General features: G+C 49.6%; 19 protein-coding genes and 1 CRISPR repeat array. Of the genes, 4 read left to right on the forward strand and 15 right to left on the reverse strand.

Annotated elements, in window-relative coordinates; all coding sequences use genetic code 11:
- Positions 1–167 precede the first annotated feature (167 nt).
- Positions 168–842: a response regulator transcription factor gene (locus VGK02_00980; protein HEY3373624.1), complete on the forward strand. Its 675-nt coding sequence runs from the start codon at positions 168–170 to the stop codon at positions 840–842.
- Positions 839–2,263 carry an ATP-binding protein gene (locus VGK02_00985; protein ID HEY3373625.1) on the forward strand — a complete coding sequence of 475 codons (1,425 nt, stop codon included), beginning with the start codon at positions 839–841 and terminating at the stop codon, positions 2,261–2,263. The genes VGK02_00980 and VGK02_00985 overlap by 4 nt, the downstream gene beginning before the upstream one ends.
- Here VGK02_00985 and VGK02_00990 read toward each other — a convergent pair.
- Both VGK02_00990 and VGK02_00995 read right to left on the reverse strand, forming a co-directional pair.
- Positions 2,242–3,000, reverse strand: coding sequence for a helix-turn-helix transcriptional regulator (locus tag VGK02_00990; protein HEY3373626.1), 759 nt, complete (start codon positions 2,998–3,000; stop codon positions 2,242–2,244). The two genes, VGK02_00985 and VGK02_00990, sit on opposite strands and share 22 nt — an antisense overlap.
- A complete protein-coding gene (locus VGK02_00995; GenBank protein HEY3373627.1) occupies positions 2,993–3,784 on the reverse strand; it encodes a LuxR C-terminal-related transcriptional regulator in 792 nt (263 codons plus the stop codon). Before VGK02_00995 ends, VGK02_00990 begins: the two co-directional genes overlap by 8 nt.
- A gap of 289 nt (positions 3,785–4,073) precedes the next feature.
- Here VGK02_00995 and VGK02_01000 point away from each other — a divergent pair, with 289 nt between their 5' ends.
- Complete coding sequence (locus VGK02_01000; protein ID HEY3373628.1) at positions 4,074–4,391, forward strand: alpha/beta hydrolase; 318 nt, start codon at positions 4,074–4,076, stop codon at positions 4,389–4,391.
- Here VGK02_01000 and VGK02_01005 read toward each other — a convergent pair.
- The 11 genes from VGK02_01005 to VGK02_01055 form a co-directional block, all read right to left on the reverse strand.
- Positions 4,377–5,150, reverse strand: a complete 774-nt coding sequence (locus VGK02_01005; protein ID HEY3373629.1) for a hypothetical protein — start codon at positions 5,148–5,150, stop codon at positions 4,377–4,379. The genes VGK02_01000 and VGK02_01005 overlap by 15 nt on opposite strands.
- 239 nt (positions 5,151–5,389) lie before the next feature.
- A CRISPR array of direct repeats spans positions 5,390–8,045; the repeat unit is 29 nt; unit sequence CGGTTCATCCCCGCACCCGCGGGGAACTT.
- Positions 8,046–8,172: 127 nt separating this feature from the next.
- Entirely contained in the window at positions 8,173–8,484 is a 312-nt protein-coding gene (gene cas2e / locus VGK02_01010) for a type I-E CRISPR-associated endoribonuclease Cas2e (GenBank protein ID HEY3373630.1), read from the reverse strand.
- On the reverse strand, positions 8,465–9,388 hold the full coding sequence (gene cas1e / locus VGK02_01015) for a type I-E CRISPR-associated endonuclease Cas1e (protein ID HEY3373631.1): 924 nt from the start codon (positions 9,386–9,388) through the stop codon (positions 8,465–8,467). Before cas1e ends, cas2e begins: the two co-directional genes overlap by 20 nt.
- Before the next feature lie 279 nt (positions 9,389–9,667).
- Positions 9,668–10,336, reverse strand: a complete 669-nt coding sequence (cas6e, locus tag VGK02_01020; protein HEY3373632.1) for a type I-E CRISPR-associated protein Cas6/Cse3/CasE — start codon at positions 10,334–10,336, stop codon at positions 9,668–9,670.
- A 2-nt stretch (positions 10,337–10,338) separates the two neighbouring features.
- Complete coding sequence (gene cas5e, locus VGK02_01025) at positions 10,339–11,055, reverse strand: type I-E CRISPR-associated protein Cas5/CasD (GenBank protein ID HEY3373633.1); 717 nt, start codon at positions 11,053–11,055, stop codon at positions 10,339–10,341.
- A 4-nt stretch (positions 11,056–11,059) separates the two neighbouring features.
- Entirely contained in the window at positions 11,060–12,127 is a 1,068-nt protein-coding gene (gene cas7e, locus VGK02_01030) for a type I-E CRISPR-associated protein Cas7/Cse4/CasC (protein HEY3373634.1), read from the reverse strand.
- A 54-nt stretch (positions 12,128–12,181) separates the two neighbouring features.
- Positions 12,182–12,688 carry a type I-E CRISPR-associated protein Cse2/CasB gene (casB, locus tag VGK02_01035; GenBank protein ID HEY3373635.1) on the reverse strand — a complete coding sequence of 169 codons (507 nt, stop codon included), beginning with the start codon at positions 12,686–12,688 and terminating at the stop codon, positions 12,182–12,184.
- Between the two features lie 60 nt (positions 12,689–12,748).
- Positions 12,749–14,359, reverse strand: coding sequence for a type I-E CRISPR-associated protein Cse1/CasA (casA, locus tag VGK02_01040; protein ID HEY3373636.1), 1,611 nt, complete (start codon positions 14,357–14,359; stop codon positions 12,749–12,751).
- Complete coding sequence (gene cas3 / locus VGK02_01045) at positions 14,360–17,131, reverse strand: CRISPR-associated helicase Cas3' (protein HEY3373637.1); 2,772 nt, start codon at positions 17,129–17,131, stop codon at positions 14,360–14,362. It abuts the gene before it with no gap.
- A gap of 1,291 nt (positions 17,132–18,422) precedes the next feature.
- Positions 18,423–18,611 carry a hypothetical protein gene (locus VGK02_01050; protein HEY3373638.1) on the reverse strand — a complete coding sequence of 63 codons (189 nt, stop codon included), beginning with the start codon at positions 18,609–18,611 and terminating at the stop codon, positions 18,423–18,425.
- A gap of 263 nt (positions 18,612–18,874) precedes the next feature.
- Positions 18,875–19,357: a hypothetical protein gene (locus tag VGK02_01055; GenBank protein HEY3373639.1), complete on the reverse strand. Its 483-nt coding sequence runs from the start codon at positions 19,355–19,357 to the stop codon at positions 18,875–18,877.
- A 433-nt stretch (positions 19,358–19,790) separates the two neighbouring features.
- Between VGK02_01055 and VGK02_01060 the strand changes: the two genes are divergently transcribed.
- On the forward strand, positions 19,791–20,360 hold the full coding sequence (locus VGK02_01060; protein HEY3373640.1) for an HXXEE domain-containing protein: 570 nt from the start codon (positions 19,791–19,793) through the stop codon (positions 20,358–20,360).
- Between the two features lie 135 nt (positions 20,361–20,495).
- Here VGK02_01060 and VGK02_01065 read toward each other — a convergent pair whose 3' ends face one another.
- Positions 20,496–21,467 (reverse strand): YCF48-related protein, encoded by a 972-nt coding sequence (locus tag VGK02_01065; protein HEY3373641.1) that lies wholly within the window; start codon positions 21,465–21,467, stop codon positions 20,496–20,498.
- 643 nt (positions 21,468–22,110) lie between these two features.
- Entirely contained in the window at positions 22,111–22,713 is a 603-nt protein-coding gene (locus VGK02_01070) for a hypothetical protein (protein HEY3373642.1), read from the reverse strand.
- Positions 22,714–22,856 lie beyond the last annotated feature (143 nt).

Consider the following 22,856-nt stretch of genomic DNA (forward strand, 5'->3'; position numbering starts at 1 on the left):
GTAGATATTTGATCAAATACTTAATGCTTAAGTAACCAACGATCGCTGAAGCTATAACCCCGACAAAGAAAGCAACGATGAGAGTTCAGAAACTATTTTTATATTCTCATTGAATTCTCATCAAAGGGAGAACATACTACACATGAAAACATATCATTGGGAGACAAATGCGTATTCTCGTTGTCGAAGATCAACTAAAGATGGCCCGCTCTATCTGCAGAGGGTTGGAACGCGAAAGCTATGCTGTTGATGTGGCCGCGGATGGCAACGACGCGCTATTCTGGGCACTTGAGAGAGAGTACGATGCCATTGTGCTCGATATTATGCTGCCAGGTCAGGATGGTTTTTCAATTTGCGAAGAACTTCGCGAGAAAGGCTGTTGGACGCCAGTTCTCATGTTGACGGCCAGAAATGCGGTTGAAGATCGCATTAAAGGCCTCGATGTCGGCGCTGATGATTATTTGGTAAAACCGTTTGCTTTCGGAGAACTGCTTGCACGCTTGAGAGCACTTCTTAGGCGGGGTCCACAAGAACGGCCAGCCGTTCTAACCTTTGCCGATATTGTCCTAAACCCGGCCGCGCACTCGGTATCGCGGGCCGGCCGGATGATCGAGCTTTCATCGCGTGAATTTGCTTTACTGGAGTTTCTCATGCGCCGCCCCGATGAGGTTGTTACGCGTACACAAATCCTTGACCATGTCTGGGATTATAACTACGACGGTTTATCGAATGTGGTCGATGTATACATAGGCTACCTGCGGAAAAAACTAGAAAAACCGTTCGACACCCCGTTTATTCGCGCCGTACGCGGTGTGGGCTACATTTTGGAGTCGTCAGTTTGAGCCTTCCCATAAAATCAAGGCTAACAATATGGTATGTAATCTTACTAGCGGTAATCCTAGCTGCTTGGAGCATCTTTCTGCTGACAAGGCTGCAGAGCGGTCTTTATGCGAGCATCGATCAAGCACTGGTTTCAAGGACCGCCCAAATCTCACTTGGCCTCAGCGGACAGGGCGCGGGTGAGTTTCTAGATGTAAACGCGCCTTCGCTAATCCTCAAATCAAAGGGTGAGTTTGCCGCACAGTTGCTCTCATTAGATGGAACTGTTCTTGAATCTTCCAGCGATGCCGCAACTATACGCCCCATGATATCCAAGAGCGAACTAGCTCTTGCGCTGACCGGGCACCGAATTCTTCGAACTACATTGCTCGGAAAGGACCGGGAGAAATTTCGAATTCTTGCTGTAAAAATCCCCTTGCAAGCGGACTCAAGGGTGATCGTCGTCGGGACTTCAACCGAGAGCGCCGACAATTCAATCCACCGTCTTCTCATCCTGCTGCTCATATCAGGTCCGGCGGCTCTTGTGGCAGCCGGTATCGGAGGCTGGCTACTGGCACGAAAGGCGCTTTTGCCGGTGCTTCAGATAACGTCGAAGGCTGCGGAAATCGGCGTAAATCAGCTCGATGAGCGAATTGAAACACCGGTAAAAACTGATGAGCTCGGTACGCTTGCCGCCACACTTAACAGTATGCTCGATAGATTGCAGCACGGCGTTGAAGAAAGGCGACGCTTTATAGCCGATGCTTCCCACGAACTGCGCACACCGCTTGCGATCATGCGGTCGGAGATCGACATAAGCCTGGGCTCAGAAGGGCTTCAATCCGAAGCTGTGGAGACATTAGAGAGCGCCCGCGAAGAGGTCGATAGGATGTCACGAATAGTGGAGAACCTCTTAACGCTGGCCCGGATTGACGAGGGTAAATTGCAGCTCCTACAAAAACCGGTAGATATTAAAGGGCTTTCCGAAACAGTTTCGTACAGTATGGGGTTTCTGGCGGAAACAAAAAATATCAGTATCCAGGTAACCGGAGACCGCACTATGGTGGTGGCTGATTCTGAGTATTTAGAACAAGTCATCACAAATCTGGTCGAAAATGCTGTGAAGTACTCGCACCCGGGTGGCTCGGTTTTGATTTCGACGTGGCAAGCCGGCAACGAAGCCGGGCTTACCGTGCAAGATAGCGGACCTGGGATTCCCGCAGAGCTCTTAACCAGGATATTTGATAGGTTCTTCCGTGTTGATACATCGCGCTCGCGCAACGAAGGCGGAAGTGGGCTTGGCTTATCTATTAGCCGGGAAATCATAGAAGCCCACAACGGACGCATTTGGGCGATGAGCGACATTGGTAAAGGAAGCACCTTCTCGATTGCCCTTTCCGGCGATTCCTTCAGCCGGCAGCTTCAACCTTCCCCGTTCTCGTAGAGTAACATGAGCGATACGCGATTATTAATACCGAGCTTCTTATAAATATTGCGGCTATGGTTTTTAACCGTGCACTCAGCAATGAATAACTCCTTGGCTATGTCCTTGGCTGCTATCCCCCGACAGAGGAATCTGGCAATTTCTTTTTCACGCGGTGTTAGCAACGCGTCGCACCGCAGCTCATCGGAAAGCATACGAATTTCCATAGCTGAAGCTCGCGCCTGTCCAGCCATCTGGCCAGCTTCTTCCGCCTGGCGTATGATCGACGCCGGATAGCCGAAAAAGAACGATACCAAGAAAAAGGCAATATAATTACCGATCAAGGTATCCATATTATTGCGGGCTATCATTGCTACGATTGAGCCAGCCTTCAGGAGGCCCGCCGTGAAGAGCAACGCAAACCATACTGTAATCAGGAAGCTGGTGCACAGCTTTGAAAACGAACCCACTACCATGAGGCTGGTGAACACATACGGAAAATATGGGCTATTCGACGTGCTACCGCTTAACCACAGTGCGATAGCCGAAACAAACACGTCGCTTAAGATAAACCAAATACCCGGTTGGAACGAATCCTTTTTTGAATTCCAGACGAGAAATAGCAACACATTATAAAGAATAATCAGCACGAAAAGGTACACGGGACCCGGTTTCGTGCCGAAAATCGCGATGATTAAGACGTTGATAAGGCAAATGGCACGAATACCAAAGATAGTTGCAATAAGAGTATTACCCATCCGCTTCACCGGTACTGAGTATTCTTGCCAGCGCTTTATGTTTTGATGCCACTCCAAGCTTTTCGTAAATTCGCCTCATATATGTTCGTACCGTCGCCGGGGAAAGCTCGAGAAGTTGCGCGATTTGTTGGGTGTCTTTGCTGTCGGCGAGGTGTATTAGAACCTCTGCCTCGCGCTGCGATAGCCCATGCATTCTTGCACGCACCAAGAGATTGCTAATAGCATTATTTAATTCTTCCGCTGCCAACTCGCGCGCTTGTTTCGATCGCCTAAGCTTTTCAACGGCATCCGCAAGATAAGCTACCGAAAGCGCAGTTGCTATATAGAAGAAATAATTGGATATAGGCTGGTCACCTATAGCCTGAATGTTTGGGATGGTATGTCCATTTAGGTGAAGAGATACGGCAAATAGCAGGGGTTGCGCGATTGCAAGACAAACAGCAATTGCATAATCACCTAGAAACGCTCCCACCAGAAGCGGCGAGAAACTGTAAAAGTAAAAAGGGCTTTTGTACCCTCCTGTTGCCGTAAGAAATACGAACGCCACTGCGATATCTACAAGCATAAAAATCGTGGTCTTGGTCTGCGTGCTGAGAAGCCAGCGATATGCAACGACAACTAACGCCACATAGCATCCGGAAATAATAAGTATGCTGATTTTGGTTGGCTGAACCGACGAGACAGATAGCAGCACAACCAGCGCATACGTAATAATCCGAAACCGCAGAAAATACCGCAGTACGTCGCTCGTTGGCGCTTCTGGTGTGTACGGGCTAAATTGCATAAGACCTTTCCTGTCTTACAGAACAAGTTAACGATAATATAATAATACCAATGCAGTATTACGTAAGCAATTATGCTATTTATTTGAGAACAGCCTTCAAGGCTTTCTGTGTGCGCTCATTCAAATAAGCAAGTCAATATATAAATCTGCGGACGGTGAAAAACAGATTTTAGCCTTATACGATAAGGTGCTATCGGGGTGGCCTGTGCCGAATAAGCGCATCGTAGTTCCTGCGCGATACGTTTATTGTCGCCAGCGGTGATACGGCGGCACAGGATTGGGCTTCTACATGGCAGCGGCTCAAATTCCGCTACGTGGGCTCAACGTGCAAACCGCCATTATAGGTGGAATATCTCTTGGCGCGTGGGCTGCTTTAAAATATGCAACTTATAATCCTGGTCGAATCGACAGGGCTGTTCTGATTTGTCCTTCGAGCGTTGTACCGCCCCGGCTGTATTTTGCAGCACGCGCTATCACCTATACCCTGCTCGGCGAATGGGGGTCAAACCGGATGAAGCGCCTGGTTTTCCGGGGTGCCACGGTCGCGAAAAACCGCTTAACTGTAGAAGTTAAGCGGTTGATAAAGGTTGCCCTATGCGGTCTCTGAAACAACCGCATCTTTTCTCGTGAAGGCCAGATAAGTAACCAAGCTCAAAATTGCGACGAGAAAGAGCTCGCTGGTCACTGTTGTCCCCAGAGCAAGACCACCGTTACCGCGAGTCTGCGACAAATAGTCGCCGATAGAGGCGCCGAGCGGCCGGGTCAAGATATAGGCAATCCAGAAGGCCACGACCGCGTTCAGCCTGAAGCGAAAGTAGGCAATAGCAACTACCGCGATGAGGGAAGCGAACAGGATCACCGAGTTTAAGTACCCGAGGCTGAACCGTTCAGCAACAAGATCACCTGCTGCAGTCCCTAAAGCAAAGGTGAATAGGATGGCTAGCCAGTAGAAGGCTTCACGCCGGGTCGTGAAGATGGTGTGGATGGACAAGGTTTTCTCGCTCGCATACCACACTGCGAAAGTCACCGCTAACGCGACGGCAAAGATGCCGGTAGTCGTCGTAAGGGCTATCCCAAAGTTGTCCGTCAGGTTATCAGTGATCAGCGTGCTAACGACACTGATCAGAACGACTGCAAGCCAGTAGCTCCATGGAATGTACTTCCTGGCCATGAGCTGGAGAGACAACACTATGAGCAACAGCGTGCCCATGACGTAGGTCGTATTGGTCAACCCTAAATGCAGGTTCGTGTTTAGGAAGTCTGCAGCAGTCTCGCCCACTGTGGTGCATAAGATCTTGATAATCCAGAAGAAAAGCGTGACTTCTGGAACCTTGTTCAACATCTGTCTGAATCGCGAATTGTCCATACTTTTGTGCTCCTTTAGGTTATTCGTCCGAATGGACGTTTACATGATTAGAAAGCATACAACCAATAGCATGAAAAAATGATGAGAGCTTTCAAAATATTTCGTGTACTTTTTCGTGAGGCAATTCGTGTCATTGCAATTTACAATTATGGTAACGGTGTCCTGAGTGGACACTGCTATTTGAACCTTGAATTGCTGGAGAAACTAGCGAAATATATCTTTAAAGTTCACCCCGAAGATAGCAAGTTCCCGCGCATGCGGGGAACTTCTTGAAACAGCGGAAGAACGCATGCCTTACATCGGTTCATCCCCGCACCCGCGGGGAACTTATTTCCGAACCCATCTTCTGGGAATATTGGCTCGGTTCATCCCCGCACCCGCGGGGAACTTCTGCCAGCGTTAAGTATCGCCTCGACCGTAGCCGGTTCATCCCCGCACCCGCGGGGAACTTTCAGGCAATCCAGAGACGCTATGGGCGTGAGTTCGGTTCATCCCCGCACCCGCGGGGAACTTGCTGAATAGTAAGGCGTTAGATTTCGAGACACCGGTTCATCCCCGCACCCGCGGGGAACTTATCCTTACCGCGCGCTCAACTTCCAGCGCGTCCGGTTCATCCCCGCACCCGCGGGGAACTTTTTACAAAATCACCGTGGGGGAGTTTTTTAGCCGGTTCATCCCCGCACCCGCGGGGAACTTACCTCGTCTGTCTTTGATAACAGAAAGAAGCTCGGTTCATCCCCGCACCCGCGGGGAACTTTTAGGTAAAGTTAACATAATGCCTATTATAGTACGGTTCATCCCCGCACCCGCGGGGAACTTACATCAGCGTATAACGGCAGGTTAATACTGCGCGGTTCATCCCCGCACCCGCGGGGAACTTCGCCGGGCAGAGAAGCGGCTACTGCACGTTTGTGGTTCATCCCCGCACCCGCGGGGAACTTAGCATCCGGCCATCTGATAATTTTGTGCTATGCGGTTCATCCCCGCACCCGCGGGGAACTTGCGGGCTATGCGGATGATGTGTGGGGGTATTAGCGGTTCATCCCCGCACCCGCGGGGAACTTCTCCATGTTGACGTTCGCCCACACGACCGGTACGGTTCATCCCCGCACCCGCGGGGAACTTCTGGTCGCTCGCGTGTTTGCCCGAATAATAACCGGTTCATCCCCGCACCCGCGGGGAACTTTCTCCCCTTCGGGGACAGCTCTAACCCTTCATCGGTTCATCCCCGCACCCGCGGGGAACTTTTCGGCCCGATGGTTTTAACCTCAAAATCTGACGGTTCATCCCCGCACCCGCGGGGAACTTCTATCTGTCGCCTATATTCAGGACGAACAAAACGGTTCATCCCCGCACCCGCGGGGAACTTGCAGATAGGTTAGCTGCATCAGGCCAGTATTGCGGTTCATCCCCGCACCCGCGGGGAACTTTCTCCCCTTCGGGGACAGCTCTAACCCTTCATCGGTTCATCCCCGCACCCGCGGGGAACTTCCTAACTCTTCGCTTCATGCCGGCGTGATAGACGGTTCATCCCCGCACCCGCGGGGAACTTTTGGCGGGGCGACCGGCTTCGCTAGCATGAAGCGGTTCATCCCCGCACCCGCGGGGAACTTTCGATGAGGCTCATAGCGGTCGACTCGTGGACCGGTTCATCCCCGCACCCGCGGGGAACTTATGTTCGCTGTGTATCTCATCTGTCTCACCACCGGTTCATCCCCGCACCCGCGGGGAACTTATTGCCGCCGAGCGCGGCGTTGCGTATCTCATCGGTTCATCCCCGCACCCGCGGGGAACTTACCGTGGCTGCTGCTCCATTGCGGTCTTAAGGCGGTTCATCCCCGCACCCGCGGGGAACTTTATATCGCAAACAACACCGTTGAATGTACTGCCGGTTCATCCCCGCACCCGCGGGGAACTTTATATCTGCAAGCATCAAAAGCCCTATATAAACGGTTCATCCCCGCACCCGCGGGGAACTTAAGTCCCATTCTGGCAGCAAACTCGTGAAGCTCGGTTCATCCCCGCACCCGCGGGGAACTTGCCAACCATAAATAAAGGCTTGCGCTTGACAACGGTTCATCCCCGCACCCGCGGGGAACTTCTCATTGGAGTCGGCGAAGATCTTCTCAAGCGCGGTTCATCCCCGCACCCGCGGGGAACTTGTGGTGCGCTAATGCCCGAAAAAACCCACGACCGGTTCATCCCCGCACCCGCGGGGAACTTACTCGACCGGGCAGGCTTCGCGAATCATGCAGCGGTTCATCCCCGCACCCGCGGGGAACTTTTTTTCAGTCTCGATGAAATGAGCGATGAGTTGCGGTTCATCCCCGCACCCGCGGGGAACTTGGTAAACACGCCCTTGATGAGCTAGCCAAGCTCGGTTCATCCCCGCACCCGCGGGGAACTTTCGACCTCGTAGTGATCGGCATATTGCTCGGTCGGTTCATCCCCGCACCCGCGGGGAACTTTTCATGTTATCCCCTATCCCAACATCATAAAGCGGTTCATCCCCGCACCCGCGGGGAACTTTACCGGCGACATAGCAACGTCGATTACGGCGACGGTTCATCCCCGCACCCGCGGGGAACTTGCCGTGCCCGGTCGCAGCGAGCTTGTTTCGTGTGGTTCATCCCCGCACCCGCGGGGAACTTGTGATGGTGATGGATTGGAAATAAAGATCAATCGGTTCATCCCCGCACCCGCGGGGAACTTATATCGCCGGCCTCGTCATTACGATCGACGACCGGTTCATCCCCGCACCCGCGGGGAACTTTGATTGCCCGTGATCGCGGTCGAGCCGGTTCGCGGTTCATCCCCGCACCCGCGGGGAACTTGTTGCGGGATCGAGCGGGGTAACGGTAATTTTCGGTTCATCCCCGCACCCGCGGGGAACTTAGCAAACGTACGTTCGCTCGCTTGCCTTACAGCGGCTCATCCGCGCACTACCTCTGCTTCCTCAAAATCATTGTCTAATTTGGGAGATTAGATATCTACCGTGCACAATGCCATAAAACCGCTTTCTCTACCCTATCACAGCTTCATCACCAACAACCCCGTTTTCTGGCAGAAACGATACCAATTTGATACCATCCATTTCTTTCGGTATTCTTCGATTCTTGCCGAGCGTCATGAAGTCAAAGCCCGACTCAGTGTTCGTACTCCAAGCCATTACCGCATTCCCCTCTTCAACCCCTCTTTCAACTTGTTCCCAAATCATCTCACGCACTCGTCTCGAAGTATCACCGACATATACACCTGCCCTCACCTCTAGCAGCCATATAGCCAGGCGCCCGCGCAAGCGAGGCGGGATATTTTCAACCACGATGACCAACATCCCCTATGCCCTCCTTGTTTGGAATTGCAGGCGCAACAGCCTCATCAGGCGGCTTCGGCATTGCTAGGCCACCAGCCGCCAGTACCTGATCTATCGTCGGAATAATGCGCTGCAACATCCTCGATTGACGGAAAGCATCACGGCATGCAAGGCGGATCTCGCGTTCTGGATTACCAGGATTCCGGGCCGCAATCTGGAAAGCAACCGGTACAACGGTATCAAACTTGAAAATATCCGCGACATCATACACAAACGACTGCGGTTTTCCGGTATGTATAAACCCAACTGCAGGGGCATACCCTGCAGCTAAGATCGCTGCTTCACAAATACCGTATAAGCAGGCATTCGCCGAACTCAGACAGCGGTTTGGGACGTCGCCACTACCCCACTCAGTATGGTCGTAGTTACGGGATTTCCATTCAACCTTGTACTGCTTGGCAAGAAGCTCATACATCTTTCGGACTCGGACGCCCTCAATCCCACGAAGCTGGGCCACGCTTCGCCGCTCAGGCGGCTCTTCATGGAATCGCATGGCGTACATCTTGCGGACAACCTTCAACCGTGCGTCGTCATCCAGCGCCAGCTTCGCCTGGTACAGAAGACGGTCTGCCCGTGCGCCTCCCGGCTGACCCGATGCATAGAGCCGCACGCCACCATCACCGACCCACACAAGCAAACACCCAACGCGTGAGGCCAACGTCACTGCTGCATGCGATACCCGCGTCCCCGGCTCCAACATAAGACATGCCACACCGCCTACGGGTATATGTGTACGTACGCCCGTCTTATCCACTACCACAAAAGCCCCATCAAGCACATCCAAATTTCCCTTCTCTATGAATAGAACAGACATTCGATCTTTCATTAGGATGGGTTTCAGCGGAGGAAGAACTGGCTCGGTCAAGTCGTCATCACCTCTTCTCTTCTTCTCAGTGCACTACGTTCTCCTTATTTCTTTTTGCGAAACTCAAGAATCCGCAGCCCGATTGCACGACAGGCTACCATCATAGGTAAATTGACAGCACAAGCTGTTGACTTGCGCGCCTCATGCAACAGACCACTGCTGCCGGCTAAGGCGGGCGCCTTAGCCGTCGACCCATTTCATGACTGTTGGCTTATCTAAATTGCCGTGCCTTTCTTCCCTATGATTATGATTCCCTCGACGACTCGAGGAGGCCGTGGTTCATCCCCGTCTCACCAGCATAAGCCCGCAACCGAAGCCTTTAGCCGGGCCGATGCCGGTGTAGAGTGCTTCGAGAAAAAGGCTAGGGTCTATAACTGTCAATAGGCCATTGAACTCCAAAGTGCTGATGCTTACCTGCTTATTGCCCTTTCCTTTTAAAAAGCGGTGTTGCTGGTAGCCATCCACACGGATGTGCTCCGGTTTAATCTGAAACCCACATCTCTCCGCACGGGACAAAAGCCACTTGCTACCCTCATCCTGTATCAGGACGGGAAGAGGAGTTTGCTCATCATTCCCCCGCAACCGAGCCTTGGCCTCCATGACCACATCATGCCGATGCTGTTTATTTTCTTCATCCCTTTTGGCGCGGATAGGATTGGCGCGCAGCGTGAAAGCTAAGCGCTGTCCAGCACTGAGTTTCGGGCGGTATTCCTTGCTTTTAACTTCCCAGCTTCCACAGACAACACTTGGTTTCCGCACCGAAACGGTGTAGAACGTCGGCCGATTATCGACTGTTTCCTGACGATAGAGAAAATCTCGACGCCGATCAGGGCTGTCGGCGAACAGATTCCAGATGAGACGATGCACCTGGTAGCTGTCCCCTTTGGTTAGGTCAAATACATTGCGGGGTGACATATTCCTACCAAGTTTTATCACACTTAAAAACATGTCTACTCCCCCTTTCGTATAGTGCAATGATTCTCGCGCCGCTCTCCGAATTGCCAACGTGTACGGGAAAGCGGTGTATCTCGACGAGTGATCACACGTTCGTATTCGAACCCGCTGACCTGATCTTCCTCCCAATAGATAGAGACATGGGAGTCTTGGGCGACCCCGGGCAATTCGTCATCATCTAAAGTCACGGTTGCTAATGCTTCCTTAAGCGTTGCAAAACTGTCGACGCGTGGTTGGAGCGGCAATGCCAAAGGACACGATTTTCGTCCGAGATAGAGGGTAAATATCGGTTTTAGTAATGCGTCAGCAAGTTGCTGAGCAGTGTACTCCGCTCCAGCACGAACTTTGATTGCTACGGTATAGGCTGCATCACACCGATAATCACGACTGGAAAGAATCGTGCTGAGATCGCCAGCGGCAAGTTCAGAACGACGTGTATAGTGGGTAACTCCCTTCTTTGCCGACGGGACTTGGCTGGTGTGGTAGTCTCGGAGAAGCGTTCCTATCGCGTCCACTCGTACAGCGAAGGAGCAGGCTGTAGCTAACTTCTTCTGCTGTTCCACGTTATCTCTATGGATACCAAGTGCTGCCGCAAGCAAACCGACAACAGCCGATTTCGACGGATGGGCGAAACTGGGTCTGTATTCTCCCACGGCAATATCACCCCATGCTGCCAATGGACCATACAGGCAAAAGATAAGATATTTTTCCATGAGATTACTCCGTCACGAAAGTGGCAATGTCGTTCAGGCTGCCCTCGCCAGTTTCAGCGTTCATAATCATGGGATCGCCTGCAGCACATAGACCATAGACCTTTTCCATATTTGCGCGCTTAGCCTCCAGTTCTGCAATCGCCTTATTCATGATATCCTCACCACGCACCGGCTTAAGGAAGGCTACGGAAAGGGAACGGGGTTGTTGTTCCCCTTTCTCGGCCATGATGTACGATGCATAGGCACGCGAGGCGAAGCTGTTCTGTTTACCGTTGGGGGCGACTTTCGCAGCAGACTCGACCAGCGCCGTTAGGGCTTTCTTTGCAAGTGCCTTATCTCCGCCAAGGTTTTCTTCGAGCAAATCTCGATTAATGCATAGATAGAGATAGAATGCACCGGAAGCGAACTCGGTTTCGCCGATGTGTGCAGCACCTGCGTCTTCTTCTCCGTTGTTCAGGTCATCGACGGCGGTAAAGTAATCGTCTTCCACGGCTACCTCGTGCACGGTGACTGCATGGGCCACCTGCACGGCGGCTTCGGTGTTCTTGGTGACCTTGACAACTTCTTTGCCAGTCAGCATCCTGCCGAACATGGCAACATCTATATCGTATCTTTTCGCAACCAGCTTCTTAAGATCATCAGTATCTACTTTCGCATCTTTGGCAATTTTCTCTGTCAAGTCACTGAGTGCAAGCATTTCTGACTGGTTGAAATGAATGAGTTGTGACGATTCAAGCTCTTTAAGAGGTTTGTTCTTTACTGCATTTTCAGTTGCGCCAAAAAATCCTACGACTTCAATTGCCAACTCTTTGGCTTTATTCTCAGCGACTCCTTTTGCGCAAAGCATTTTATATACTTCTAAACCCATTTTCTTAGTACGTTTACCAATATGACCATCTAATGCAGACTCAAACAACGCTGATGTTCTCCAAGCCCGCTTGAGACTTTGTGATGACACCCTCAGTCTGGTCTTGCCGCCCATGACGGCAGTCTTGGGTCGCCCTAAGTCATCCCGATTTAGATTGGATGGCGGATACGAGGTCAACAGATGCAACTGGACAAATGTACTCATATTTTTAGTCTCCTCCAATTATAAGAAATTTAGTTGGATCAGCTTTAGAAGCTATTACGCTTCCTCGGGTGCCCTTGAGTAATAATCGAACGCCCACTGCTTACGGGTCGTATCGTTCCAGAAGTAAACGCTCTGGGCAAGGCTCTGAAGGTTTGTCGTGCCGCCCAGCAGAGCTATGATTCGAGCCATGCTGGTAAATAAGTCGTCCTTTTCCTGCACTTTTAACAGCCGCCGAAAACGTAACCCGCTGACCCTGGCAGAGCCGTAGCCGTCTGCCTTGCCGGTTGCCATTTGCTCAGCAATAGAGCTTCCCTCACTATTTGACTTGATGCGGGCTGCAAGTCCGACAATAAGGGCCAAACGGTCATCGTCAATCGAACCGAAACGGCTGACGGCCCATCGTAAACGATGATACGCCGGTGAAAATACAACATCAGCAAGGCTGCGACAGCGCCGAAGCACAGCCCGATCGCCACGGCTATCTTCCAACCCCCTCCACCAATCTGTTAGTGCCTTGAGTTCAGGCGAATCTTTGTCAAACCGCAGATACGAGGAACTCATGCTACCTCCTTTCGCCTTGTGCAAATCCTAACCTCAACTTTAACCATGTTTATCATATTACTAACCGCTTTTCTCCTTCGCTTTGCCTGCTGGCTGCTGTTCAACCGGCAATCCCAGAAGCTCCTTAATTGTTTTACTTCTATTGAAATACTCCAGTTTGCGGCGTGCTATAACAATTCTTTTTGGATCTGCATCTTCGATGGGACCTTCCAGGGCATAGATATCAAAGAGTCGCAATGCCTCTTTACAGAGGCTTGCGTGCCATGCTTTACGAGCCTCCATGCCATCGGCAGCAGATGCAAGAGCTGTTTTCAGGTTATGCAGCGTCTCGTAAAATGCTGGTTCAGTGTTCTGCCAGAAACTATTACTTATAAACGAAGTGTCACCCTTCACTTCGCCCGGCCGCTTGAACCAAGCCTTTTTTACGGCAATCTGCACATTCCTTGCAATTTCTGCAGCTGACTTGACCATGCCTGCCACAGTGTGCTCGTACTCGTCTCGCAAAGACATCTCCATGTAAAGCAGAGGCATCTTTGCTTCGTACCAACAACGAGCCGTCATGTCTTCCATATCAAATCCAAAAGCCCACAAGCGAAATTGCCAATCTTTAAGGTTTTGTTGTCGGTTCTCCTGAAATTCGTGAACAATACGGGCAGGCACTCGACGTTCTTCCGCATTTTCTTGTACAAAACCAAGCCAGTATCGGTAGCTAACACCGCCACGCTGTCCTTTGGCAGATATGGGTAAGCCGTCTTTGTAACTGTACGGAGAAAGAGGATGCAGCCAAGCACCTGTGAAATTCATGCCATAATTCTTGTCTTGATATGCTTGAATTAAATGGCCAAATGATCCGCACACATCACACATACCCGCCTTCAACGAATCTAGATTCAACCTAATTCGACGTGGCATTCCCCAGAACACCATCGCAGGGTGGACGTCTTCAGGAGTAGTATCTATTCCATTCTTGTTTTCGCTGGTCCTGGTTTTTCCAAGCCAAGGAAATATATCACTCTCAGCTATCGGTGCCGTGTTTCCATGGGTCCGCAGAAATATGTTACTCTCTAGTACATTAAGCCAGATTAAGTGCCAAAGCGTGCTGTGACCTTGATCACCAAGGACAAGAGTCGTTAATGGACCTCCACCACGTAATGATGTCCTAAAACCAGGACCACCCTTAGGCGCATTGGTCTGCATTGTAAATAAGGCCATCGCACAACATGATGAGCAAAGTGCTTTTACTGTATTACGCTTTACGAAGTGATCCTTGTTTTCCTTGCAGGTGTTTTCGCCCGGCATGTCTATCAATAAACGATCGATGCTTCTCTCTTTAGCCTCCAGTCTATCCTGATCTTGCATGAACCTTGCTCCATCCCCACCAAGCTCAAAGGCATGTCGAACAGTTGAAAACTTTGCCTGCAATTCTTCGGGCGCAGATGGCTCTGTAAGCGCCTTCTTCCATTCGATTCTATTAGCGGGCGCAGCCACGGTTTGCATGAGTCCGATAAGGAACTGGATAAGGGCGCCGTTAAAATCTGGCCGCGGGGCATTAAGGGCAACAACAGGGTTGACATCAAAATCGGAAGTTATCTGCCAGGGTGCGATCATCATTTCTGTTCCATCCCGTCGTTTAACCGGAATCCACTTTTCATCTATGAGATTGAACTGCATTTAAACCTCCTCTTCATTAACAATGATCCCCGTTGCATGGTTGTAGGATAGAATCACTTCGACACCTTTCTTGTTCAGCGCCTTGCCCCGCCATATTCCATCCTTACCAATGGACAGCGGAACGAGGATGCTCCATTTACCTCTGTCTGGTAAACGGGCTTTCAATTGCTCAATCTCAGACCTGAGCACAGGATCATCATGCTCAGCTTCAGCATTTACCAAGACACTCCGCAGACTCACTTGGCTCATATCCCAAGGGAAATCACCTTTCGCATACCATGGAGATAGGACTTTGCCGTCCCAGCGAACAAGACGAACCGTGGTCTCCATGTCACCCAGCCGTGTCGGAGTCTGCGTATCCTCAAGCCATTGGTTAGGCGTGGCGACGTAACCTTCCTCAAGTGTCAGCGCATTGATTCGCGCAAGCGACCTATCGGCCTGCCATTGCGCCTCAGCCTGCAAATCGCGTTGCTGGAGCGATGCGGGTATTAAATCGACGCCCTCGTCGGTGTAGGCGGCTTCAATCAGTATTCTCGCATCATCAGGCATACGAAGAACGCCCTTTTCCTGCAATAATCGCGCAGTCAACCATAAACAACCATGGCTTGGATAAACGAATGCACCTTTCGGAAAAACGTTCTCGTACCAGTCTCTGCCGGCAGAATCGATCGGCAAAGGCCCGTGAATAATAAAGCGGGGTAGCTCACGCCGGTCACGCCCTGCACTAGCTTGCAACAGGTTCCCCCGTTCGTCGCGCAGATGACGGTGCAGTCTTCCGGCACGCTGAATCAACAAATCCATGGGCGCAAGATCAGAGATAAGCAGATCGAAGTCCAGGTCAAGAGATTGTTCTGCCACCTGCGTTGCTATCAAAACTTTCCCACTCCGTTCTTTCTCGCCGCTCTCCTTGCCAAAGGTAGCACAAACAGCCTTCTCAATATCCAGACGGTCCCCCATGGCGAAGCGAGCATGAAAAAGCATAACGCGATCTGTTTCGAACTCCGCCCGAAGGGCCTCATACGCAGCCATAGCATCATGCACAGTGTTCCGTATCCAGCAGACGCACTTTCCCTTGTGCGCAGCCTCTACTATCAGGCGCTTTACTTCGTCACTCTCCGCAACGATCTTCACGATAACGCTGCTCCTACGCTGCGAGAAGGCTTCCAGCGGATATTCGGCAAGTGTCTCGCGGGATACATGAGTTGCTAGCGGATAGGCAGCGCATTTGACGTGCGGGGAAACTTGCGTAGTAAGCCCTTGGACAAAACTGTCAACCAATCCCTGCCGCACCTTCATCGGCAGGGTAGCAGACAGCAAAATCGCACTCCCGCCTAAAGCCGCATGGAATGTTAGCAAAGTTTTCAGGAGCATATTCATATACGGGTCGTAGGCATGCACCTCATCGATGATTAGAATATGTTCGACAAGACCCAGGAGCCTCAGCGACTGGAAACGGGATGGAAGAATTGCCAGCAGTGCCTGGTCAAGAGTTCCTACCCCCACATCGGCTAGCAGGGCCTTCTTCCGGCGATCAGCCAGCCAACTTACACACTGGGCTCCAGCGGTTTCATCATTATTTCCATATTCCTGGTGAATCTTATAGGAAGCCGTTATAGAACGAAGAAAGGATTCGGAAAGATGTCGTGCACCATGGGTCAAAACAAGCGAGGGGGAGGATTCTTCAGTAAAGAATTTTTCATACACCGTGGCTATCCGCTCATACATCGCATTCGATGTCGCCATGGTAGGTAACGCGATAAAGATGCCATTTCCCGCTCCGCCTGCCATTAGGCGTTGCGCTAGAGATAATGCCGCCTCAGTTTTGCCGGAACCAGTAACGTCTTCGAGAATAAAAAGCTGTGGAGCAGCTGCAATCGGGCATTCCGTAACGTGCTGCTGCAACGGGGTCGGTTTACTGATCGCTGGGAATAGGCCCATGAATGTGTTGTCGTATTGGCGTGGCAATGCTGCACTAAGACCTGTCTCGCGAATTGCTCGTTCTGCCTGCGGTAAGGCATATTGGCGCCAATATTCGGCAAGCGACATTTGATTATCACAAAGAGGAAACCATTTGCTGTTCGATCCTATCCAGTCGCAGAGCACTGCAAAACCAGCCATGAGCCAAGAAGCTATTGGCATTTGCTCATAAATGATCGTGGGAGACTGTGTATTGGAGACTGTTCCATACTCGTGAAGTAGAAGAGTATGAAAGTCCACAAAAAAGTCTACTGCAGCATTTATATCATCACGGTCAAAAAAACTTGATAAGGCGAGGGGTAAGCCGTTCGGCCCTTTCATGCGTGGCGGCTCCCCGTGATGACCAGTATGTGCCTTAGCGATAAAAGCAAAAATCTCTTGCCAATATTCTGAAAACGCTTCAAAATCAGGCAGATCAGAGAAAGCCCTCGCACGTGATTGCCGCAAACCATAAGTCCAGAGCAGATTCCCAAGACTGTCATGGCGGACAGGATAAGACCTGTTGCTAACCTTTCCTTGCATCTGCTCAAATAAATCAGGTCTCAAATTCTGAAAGCTTTCAGAAAACTTGCCGAGATCGTGTAAACCTAAAAACAGCACTAGCCAATGCGAGCATAGCGCGGCGTTGAGACCTGTTATAGTGCTGATCCTTTGCTGTACGCCATCACGCTGCTTCAGCAATATATGCCCCACTGCGGCCACATCGAGGCAATGGTATGCCAGGCGATGATAAGCGGCTCCATCCCTCTCTGCCTTGCCCCAATAGCGGAAGTAAGTTTGCACTGAGTTATTCATCTCTTAATCGTGGCACATTCTCGTGTCACTCAATCCTTCCTCAAATCCGCCTCACGCTCTTCAACCGTCGATAGCTCGCCGTGTAGTTCCTATTTATAATCGCCAGTTGTATGCTGTCGTCGTTTGCCATGACTCAATTTTGCTGAGATATGCGATATTTTTCCTACAACCATTCATTTTCGATTCGATTCTTTTCTTCTGACAAATACTTTCAGGGTCTCGGGCGTCAACTTATTCGGTATCTTGTTAACACCCTTGCTTCAATCACGGTATTTTGGTGAGAAATAAGAGTAGACCTTGTCCTTACCGCTTCTTTCATGCTTTGCGAAGGCTCTTCAAAACCCCGGAGAAGGGTTTTCAAGGCTGTCGAGCATGATCTTGTACCACTTAAGTACGCCTGTGTATGCGTTATATGACCACATCATATTTTACTACTATGATTATGCCTTTTGTGATGAAAAAGCGCAAGGCAGTTCCTTCGCTTTCCGCTTCCAATGACGCCGATTCGTTTCTCGTAGACCAGCCCCTCGTTTTTCGCCGACATAAAGCATGGTTTTCATCTCCTATTTGGTTACACCCATACTCGTGCAACCATTCTCGAATCACCGAAAGCACCGTGCAGCTGCGCTACTTCAACTTGTTGCCTGGATAAATGCGAGCACACAACTTCTAGGCTGCGATTACTCCGCGTGTGGCAAAGGATAAGCGTGCTGCCGGCTATTTTAGCGCGGGCTAATCAATAAATGTGCATTTGTGAAGTTCGAGTTCTTAGAGGTTCAAATTTTGTGCAAAAAGAAAATGGCATTTTCTCTGCCCGCTGAAACTGCTAATAAAATCGAGGCTTTTGCCAAAAAGGGCAACGCTCTGAAAGCGATCTATTGTGCGAAATGGTTCTCGTGTATGAAACGCGGGAGTCCGACGCAGCGTGGCAGAATTTGTTTGCATACGGCAACACGACAGCTAAGCGTTATGGGATAAAGGACGAAGAAGAGTTATTCGATTGGTAAATTTGTGACGCCCCGCTTTACCGTTCCGCCATATGTTGGGCATTTCATGTTTGCTCACCTTTCCACAATTTGCCTGGGTCTCTACTAACATGAATCAGACCTAAAATCACGATGCGGGATTTCTCGATGTGGTAGATGAATCGGTAGCCTCTTTTTGGAAAATTCGGCAAGCGTTTTGCTTACACCTAGTATCTCTTGAATAAGGGAGGTGGCATATGCAGCAGAATCCCTTGCGATATAGTCAGCAAGCAATTCAAGATCGGTAACAGCTTCTGTAGACCAGACTACTTTTCGAGCCATTTTGTCATCCGTGCTTCGACTTCTTGCTGTGAATTGATACGTCCTTCTTCTGCGTCGTTAAGACCGCGCTCTACTTTTTGTAGAACATAAAGATGATATTGGATATCTTCAATAGTGCAGTCGTCCGGCAAGCGGGATAAAAGATCACTAACTTCCTTTTTAACTGCGCTCATAATTTATCCTTCTCTTAAGTACGAATTATACCATATTAAAAGGCAAGCTATTGATATTAACATAACGATTATTATAATAACGCTAGGTTGCACCATGGGGCGCTAAAACGATCTAGTTCGAATCCTTGGAGCCCTCTAATTTAAGGCAAAAAGAAAATGGCTTGTCAAAGCCATTTTCAAGGGGTTAAGATTTTGCTGGGGCTAGTAAACAATCTCCGAACCTGGATTAGCATACGCAAAGACGATCCATGCTTTTAAATCATCTATCGTTCGTGGGCGCTTTGGATGGTCTCCAGAATATTAATTATCCGCTCCGTATTTTTTATGAACTCAGGATTGGCACCCGTTTGCTTTTGTAGCTCTAACTTTTTGTTCCAATCTGCTATAAAATCGACCGGAGTATCGGGGCCCGGTATATTCACTGTTTTTCCTTGGGCTTTCATTGCAGCACTTATTCTGGCCATCTGTTCGGTGTTTAGGCTTATTTGAAAGGATAATAAGGCGTGTTCCTTAAGCGAAATTAATCCTGCATCATAGAGTTCTCGACTCATGTTCGCCATCTGCCTCGGCGAAATGTTTCTCACATCATACTTCACAGCAATCGCGCGTAAAGCGCTGCTTTCATCGGATAGCTCCACGGAGTCTTTCTGTTCTGGTATTTCTGGGTTGCCCTTAGTCTTTACTGCATAACTGCTGGGCTGATTACTGTAGACTGTTGCATCGTTTAGTACATCACTTATCCTCATCTACCTGCTCCCTTGGGAATAATTAACTATAAAACCAGTCTGGGTAATTGCCTGCGATGTTCCTCCCGTAACAAGCTATTTCTACATTAGCACCTTATGGGTAATATTATAAAGCTATCCCCATAAACTCGATAGCCTATCGAGGGCTATAGCTACTCAACCGCAGAAATAAGCATTTCAGGTACCAAATTTATTAAGGCGAGAAAACATCTATCCAATTCTACGCGTGAGACAAGAAGCCCGCTCCACCTGTCGCAGTACCAACAAAAAAGCCCGCTAAAAGCGGGCTCTAACCTTATGGCTGGGGTTACTGGACGATCTTCGAACCTTCTTCATGCGCACAGAGTGCGCTTCGCAGGCATCCTAGGCTCGGCTATAGTAGGTAATAAGCGTAATTAATAAAAAGGAGCATTGCTTACATGCATGATGAAATGTGCTAGCAGCACTACTGCAATACCCAAACACATCACTGAGCATAACAGCGATTCTTTGGCTTTTTCCTATAGCATTCTTGTTGCATGACTCAGAAGAGATCGCGATGGTTGAACGATTCATGCGAAAAAACAAAGGCAGAATCACCTCCAAGCTGCCTCGCAAGATGAACGCCTTGTTGGAAACAACATTTAACGTGAGTTCGTCTCAGTTCGCCATAGCGGTTGGATTCCTATTAATTATTATTATTGGGGCAACTTACCTTGGAGTTCAATCTGTTAAGAGCGGTAGCATTTCGATCTTTTTTCTTGCAGTGCTGTTGGCTACTCTTGCGCACGTATTTATTCACGTCGGCCAGACTATCATCTTGCGCACATATACGCTCGGCGTTGTTTCTGCGATTATGATTACCCTTCCGTATTCAATATATGCACTGTTCCGGTTGTCTCAAGAGAACTTATTAAGCTGGCATCTGGTCTATATAAGCATTCCACTGGGTCTTGCAATGTTGCCGTTAGCACTGCTTGCACTCAGTATAGGCAAGGCTTTATCGCCACGGCGAGACAAATAATAGGCCCCGCTTTTAGATATAAAAAGCCCCGGTATCTCTACCAGGGCTTCAAAAGCATTTGCTGGGGTTACTGGACGATCTTCGAACCCGGATTGCCGCTGATGATGGTTAAGTCAGATGGGTTGAGGCAGTGCCCTACTTCATGGTGGCAGCTGCACCCTTGGTCGTATCCCGGTACTTAAGAATGATGCCGCCCATTCCCACTGCCCAACCAGTATTAGCGTTGACGAAATCGGTGGAAAGGAGATCTTTAGTTGTGCCGCTAGCCTGCTTCGTCCAAGTAGCCCCGCCATTGATAGTATGGATAATTGCGCCGTTACTCCCAGCCGCCCAGCCGGTATTGGTGTTGACGAAATGAACTGAGAGGAGAAAGCTTGGCGTTCCGCTTGACTGCGCTGTCCAGGTTGTTGTCCCGCCATTCGTGGTGTGACGGATCGTACCACCATTTCCTGCCACCCAACCATTGTTTGTGTCGGTAAAGTAGGAACCGTAGATGCCCACGGTCGTTCCCAGATTCTGCGCTGTCCAGGTCGTTCCACCGTTCGTAGTGTGCCGTGCATTCCCGGCCCCGCCAACAGCCCAGCCAGTATTGGCGTTGACGAATTGAACGGTCTTGAAAAAATCGTTAGTTCCGCTTGACTGCGCTGTCCAGGTCTTACCGCCGTTCGCAGTGTGAAGGATTGTGCCTGCATTGCCTGCCGCCCATCCGGTTTTGGCGTTAATAAAGTAGACCGAGTATAGAGCATTACTTGTTCCGCTCGTTTGTGGCGGTGTCCAGGTTGCGCCTGCGTTCGCAGTTTTTAAGACGGTGCCGTTATCACCCACTACCCATCCGGTTTTGGCGTTAATAAAGTAGACGGACCACAGATCATTAGTAGTGCCACTGGTCTGCTTCTTCCAGGTCGCACCGCCGTTGGTAGTGTGCAGAATAGCTCCTCCTGCCCCTACTGCCCAGCCGTTACTGGTGTTGACGAAACGAACCCCGTGTAAGTCGTTTTTGGTTCCGCTGGTCTGCTTCGTCCAGGTGCCAGCTGCGTTGACCTGAGTCGACATAGCGAATACGAGCACGAAAAGCAGTACGACGACAAGAACCATTTTTCGTTTCAATATTTACGCCCCCTTCTAAACTTATGCGGCAACTGTTAAAGACAGCTGGACTTGGTAATCCAGTTGTCGTATAAGCTGCTTCAGGCTCCGAAGCTCGACGTCTAGCGTACCCAACACCATATCATGTTAAACGATGTGAGTAGTCACGCACGATCGGCTAAATGTTGTTTGGGTCGAGTAATTATGATTTCAAAGCAATAACTAAAAATTGCTATTATGTGAAGATGCTCAACAATAGTCTTTGAGTATGAGGATATTTGCGATGAATAAAACAAAAAGCCCTGGTATCTCTACCAGAGCTTCAAAAGCATTTGCTGTCCTGAGTGGACGCTATTCAAACTACGAGTTGTTGGAAAATTTGGCTACATATATCTCTGAGCTGCAGTAATAGAATAGCAAAATCCTTATGGAGAGCAAGGGCAATCATTGAGCGCTACTAGGCTCCCCGGATTGTCACTTATTCCAACTATTAACAGATATTGCCAGTTTGATTGCTTAGCCGCAATAGGCTGCTCTTTAAAACCTTAGAAAGTAGCTAGATAGGTTGGAAGGATATTCTTGAAAGCTAAGATAAGTCTATAAACAAAACTTTAAAACTAGGGGGCTAGCATTAACCCCCTAGTTTTACGCTTAAAATCTATGTCTATTTTTGAAGTTCTGCGGCAAAATCTTGTTCACTCATTGTTTTGAAGGCATCCTGTGTTCCTTTATTGTTTGTATCAACCTGAGCCTTCCCGCCAGTAAGTTTAAACTTAAATGGCTCACCGCCAAACATGTACTTACCAGATACATTGTTCAAGAATAGGACATACTTTGCCCCGATTTGCATTGGTGTTCTATCTTGTGTATTTTCCTGCGTCACAACAATTGTGCTTGCGCCACTTCCTTTTATATATTTGTCAACGCACACCTCGTAATCTGTGCCCATAACAGGAAACTCAGTATTCTCCTTTGTAGGATCTTGAACATCTCGCGAAAGGTTGTAGGTCCTTATCTGTTTTAGCACAGTACCCTGGATAACGGCTTCCGCATGGCTTTTTAGATCTTGCATAGAAGCATAAGCAGGCCGATCCGCGGATACAGCCCGTTTAACTGGTGCATTTACACTAACCTGGGAACGGCCGAGTAATTTTGTTTGTCCTTTATCAATAGGCTTTAACCCTATAGAACTATAATATTTAACACCTGCACATGCCAAAGCAATTAGGATAATGCCAGTTACAATCCTAAAAGATGATCTTTTCATAAATCCTCCTATGAAAGAAATCTACTCCAACTTACATTTTTATGTCGATCTCAGCACAAAGTTGCTGAAATCCTCAAAGACCCACTTGTTCTTCAGGGTCTGGTAGATGATGCCAAGCAACTTTTTTGCCGTAGCAATAATGG

This window comes from Candidatus Aquicultor sp. (genome assembly GCA_036504445.1).
Classification (GTDB): Bacteria; Actinomycetota; Aquicultoria; order Aquicultorales; family Aquicultoraceae; genus DASXVE01.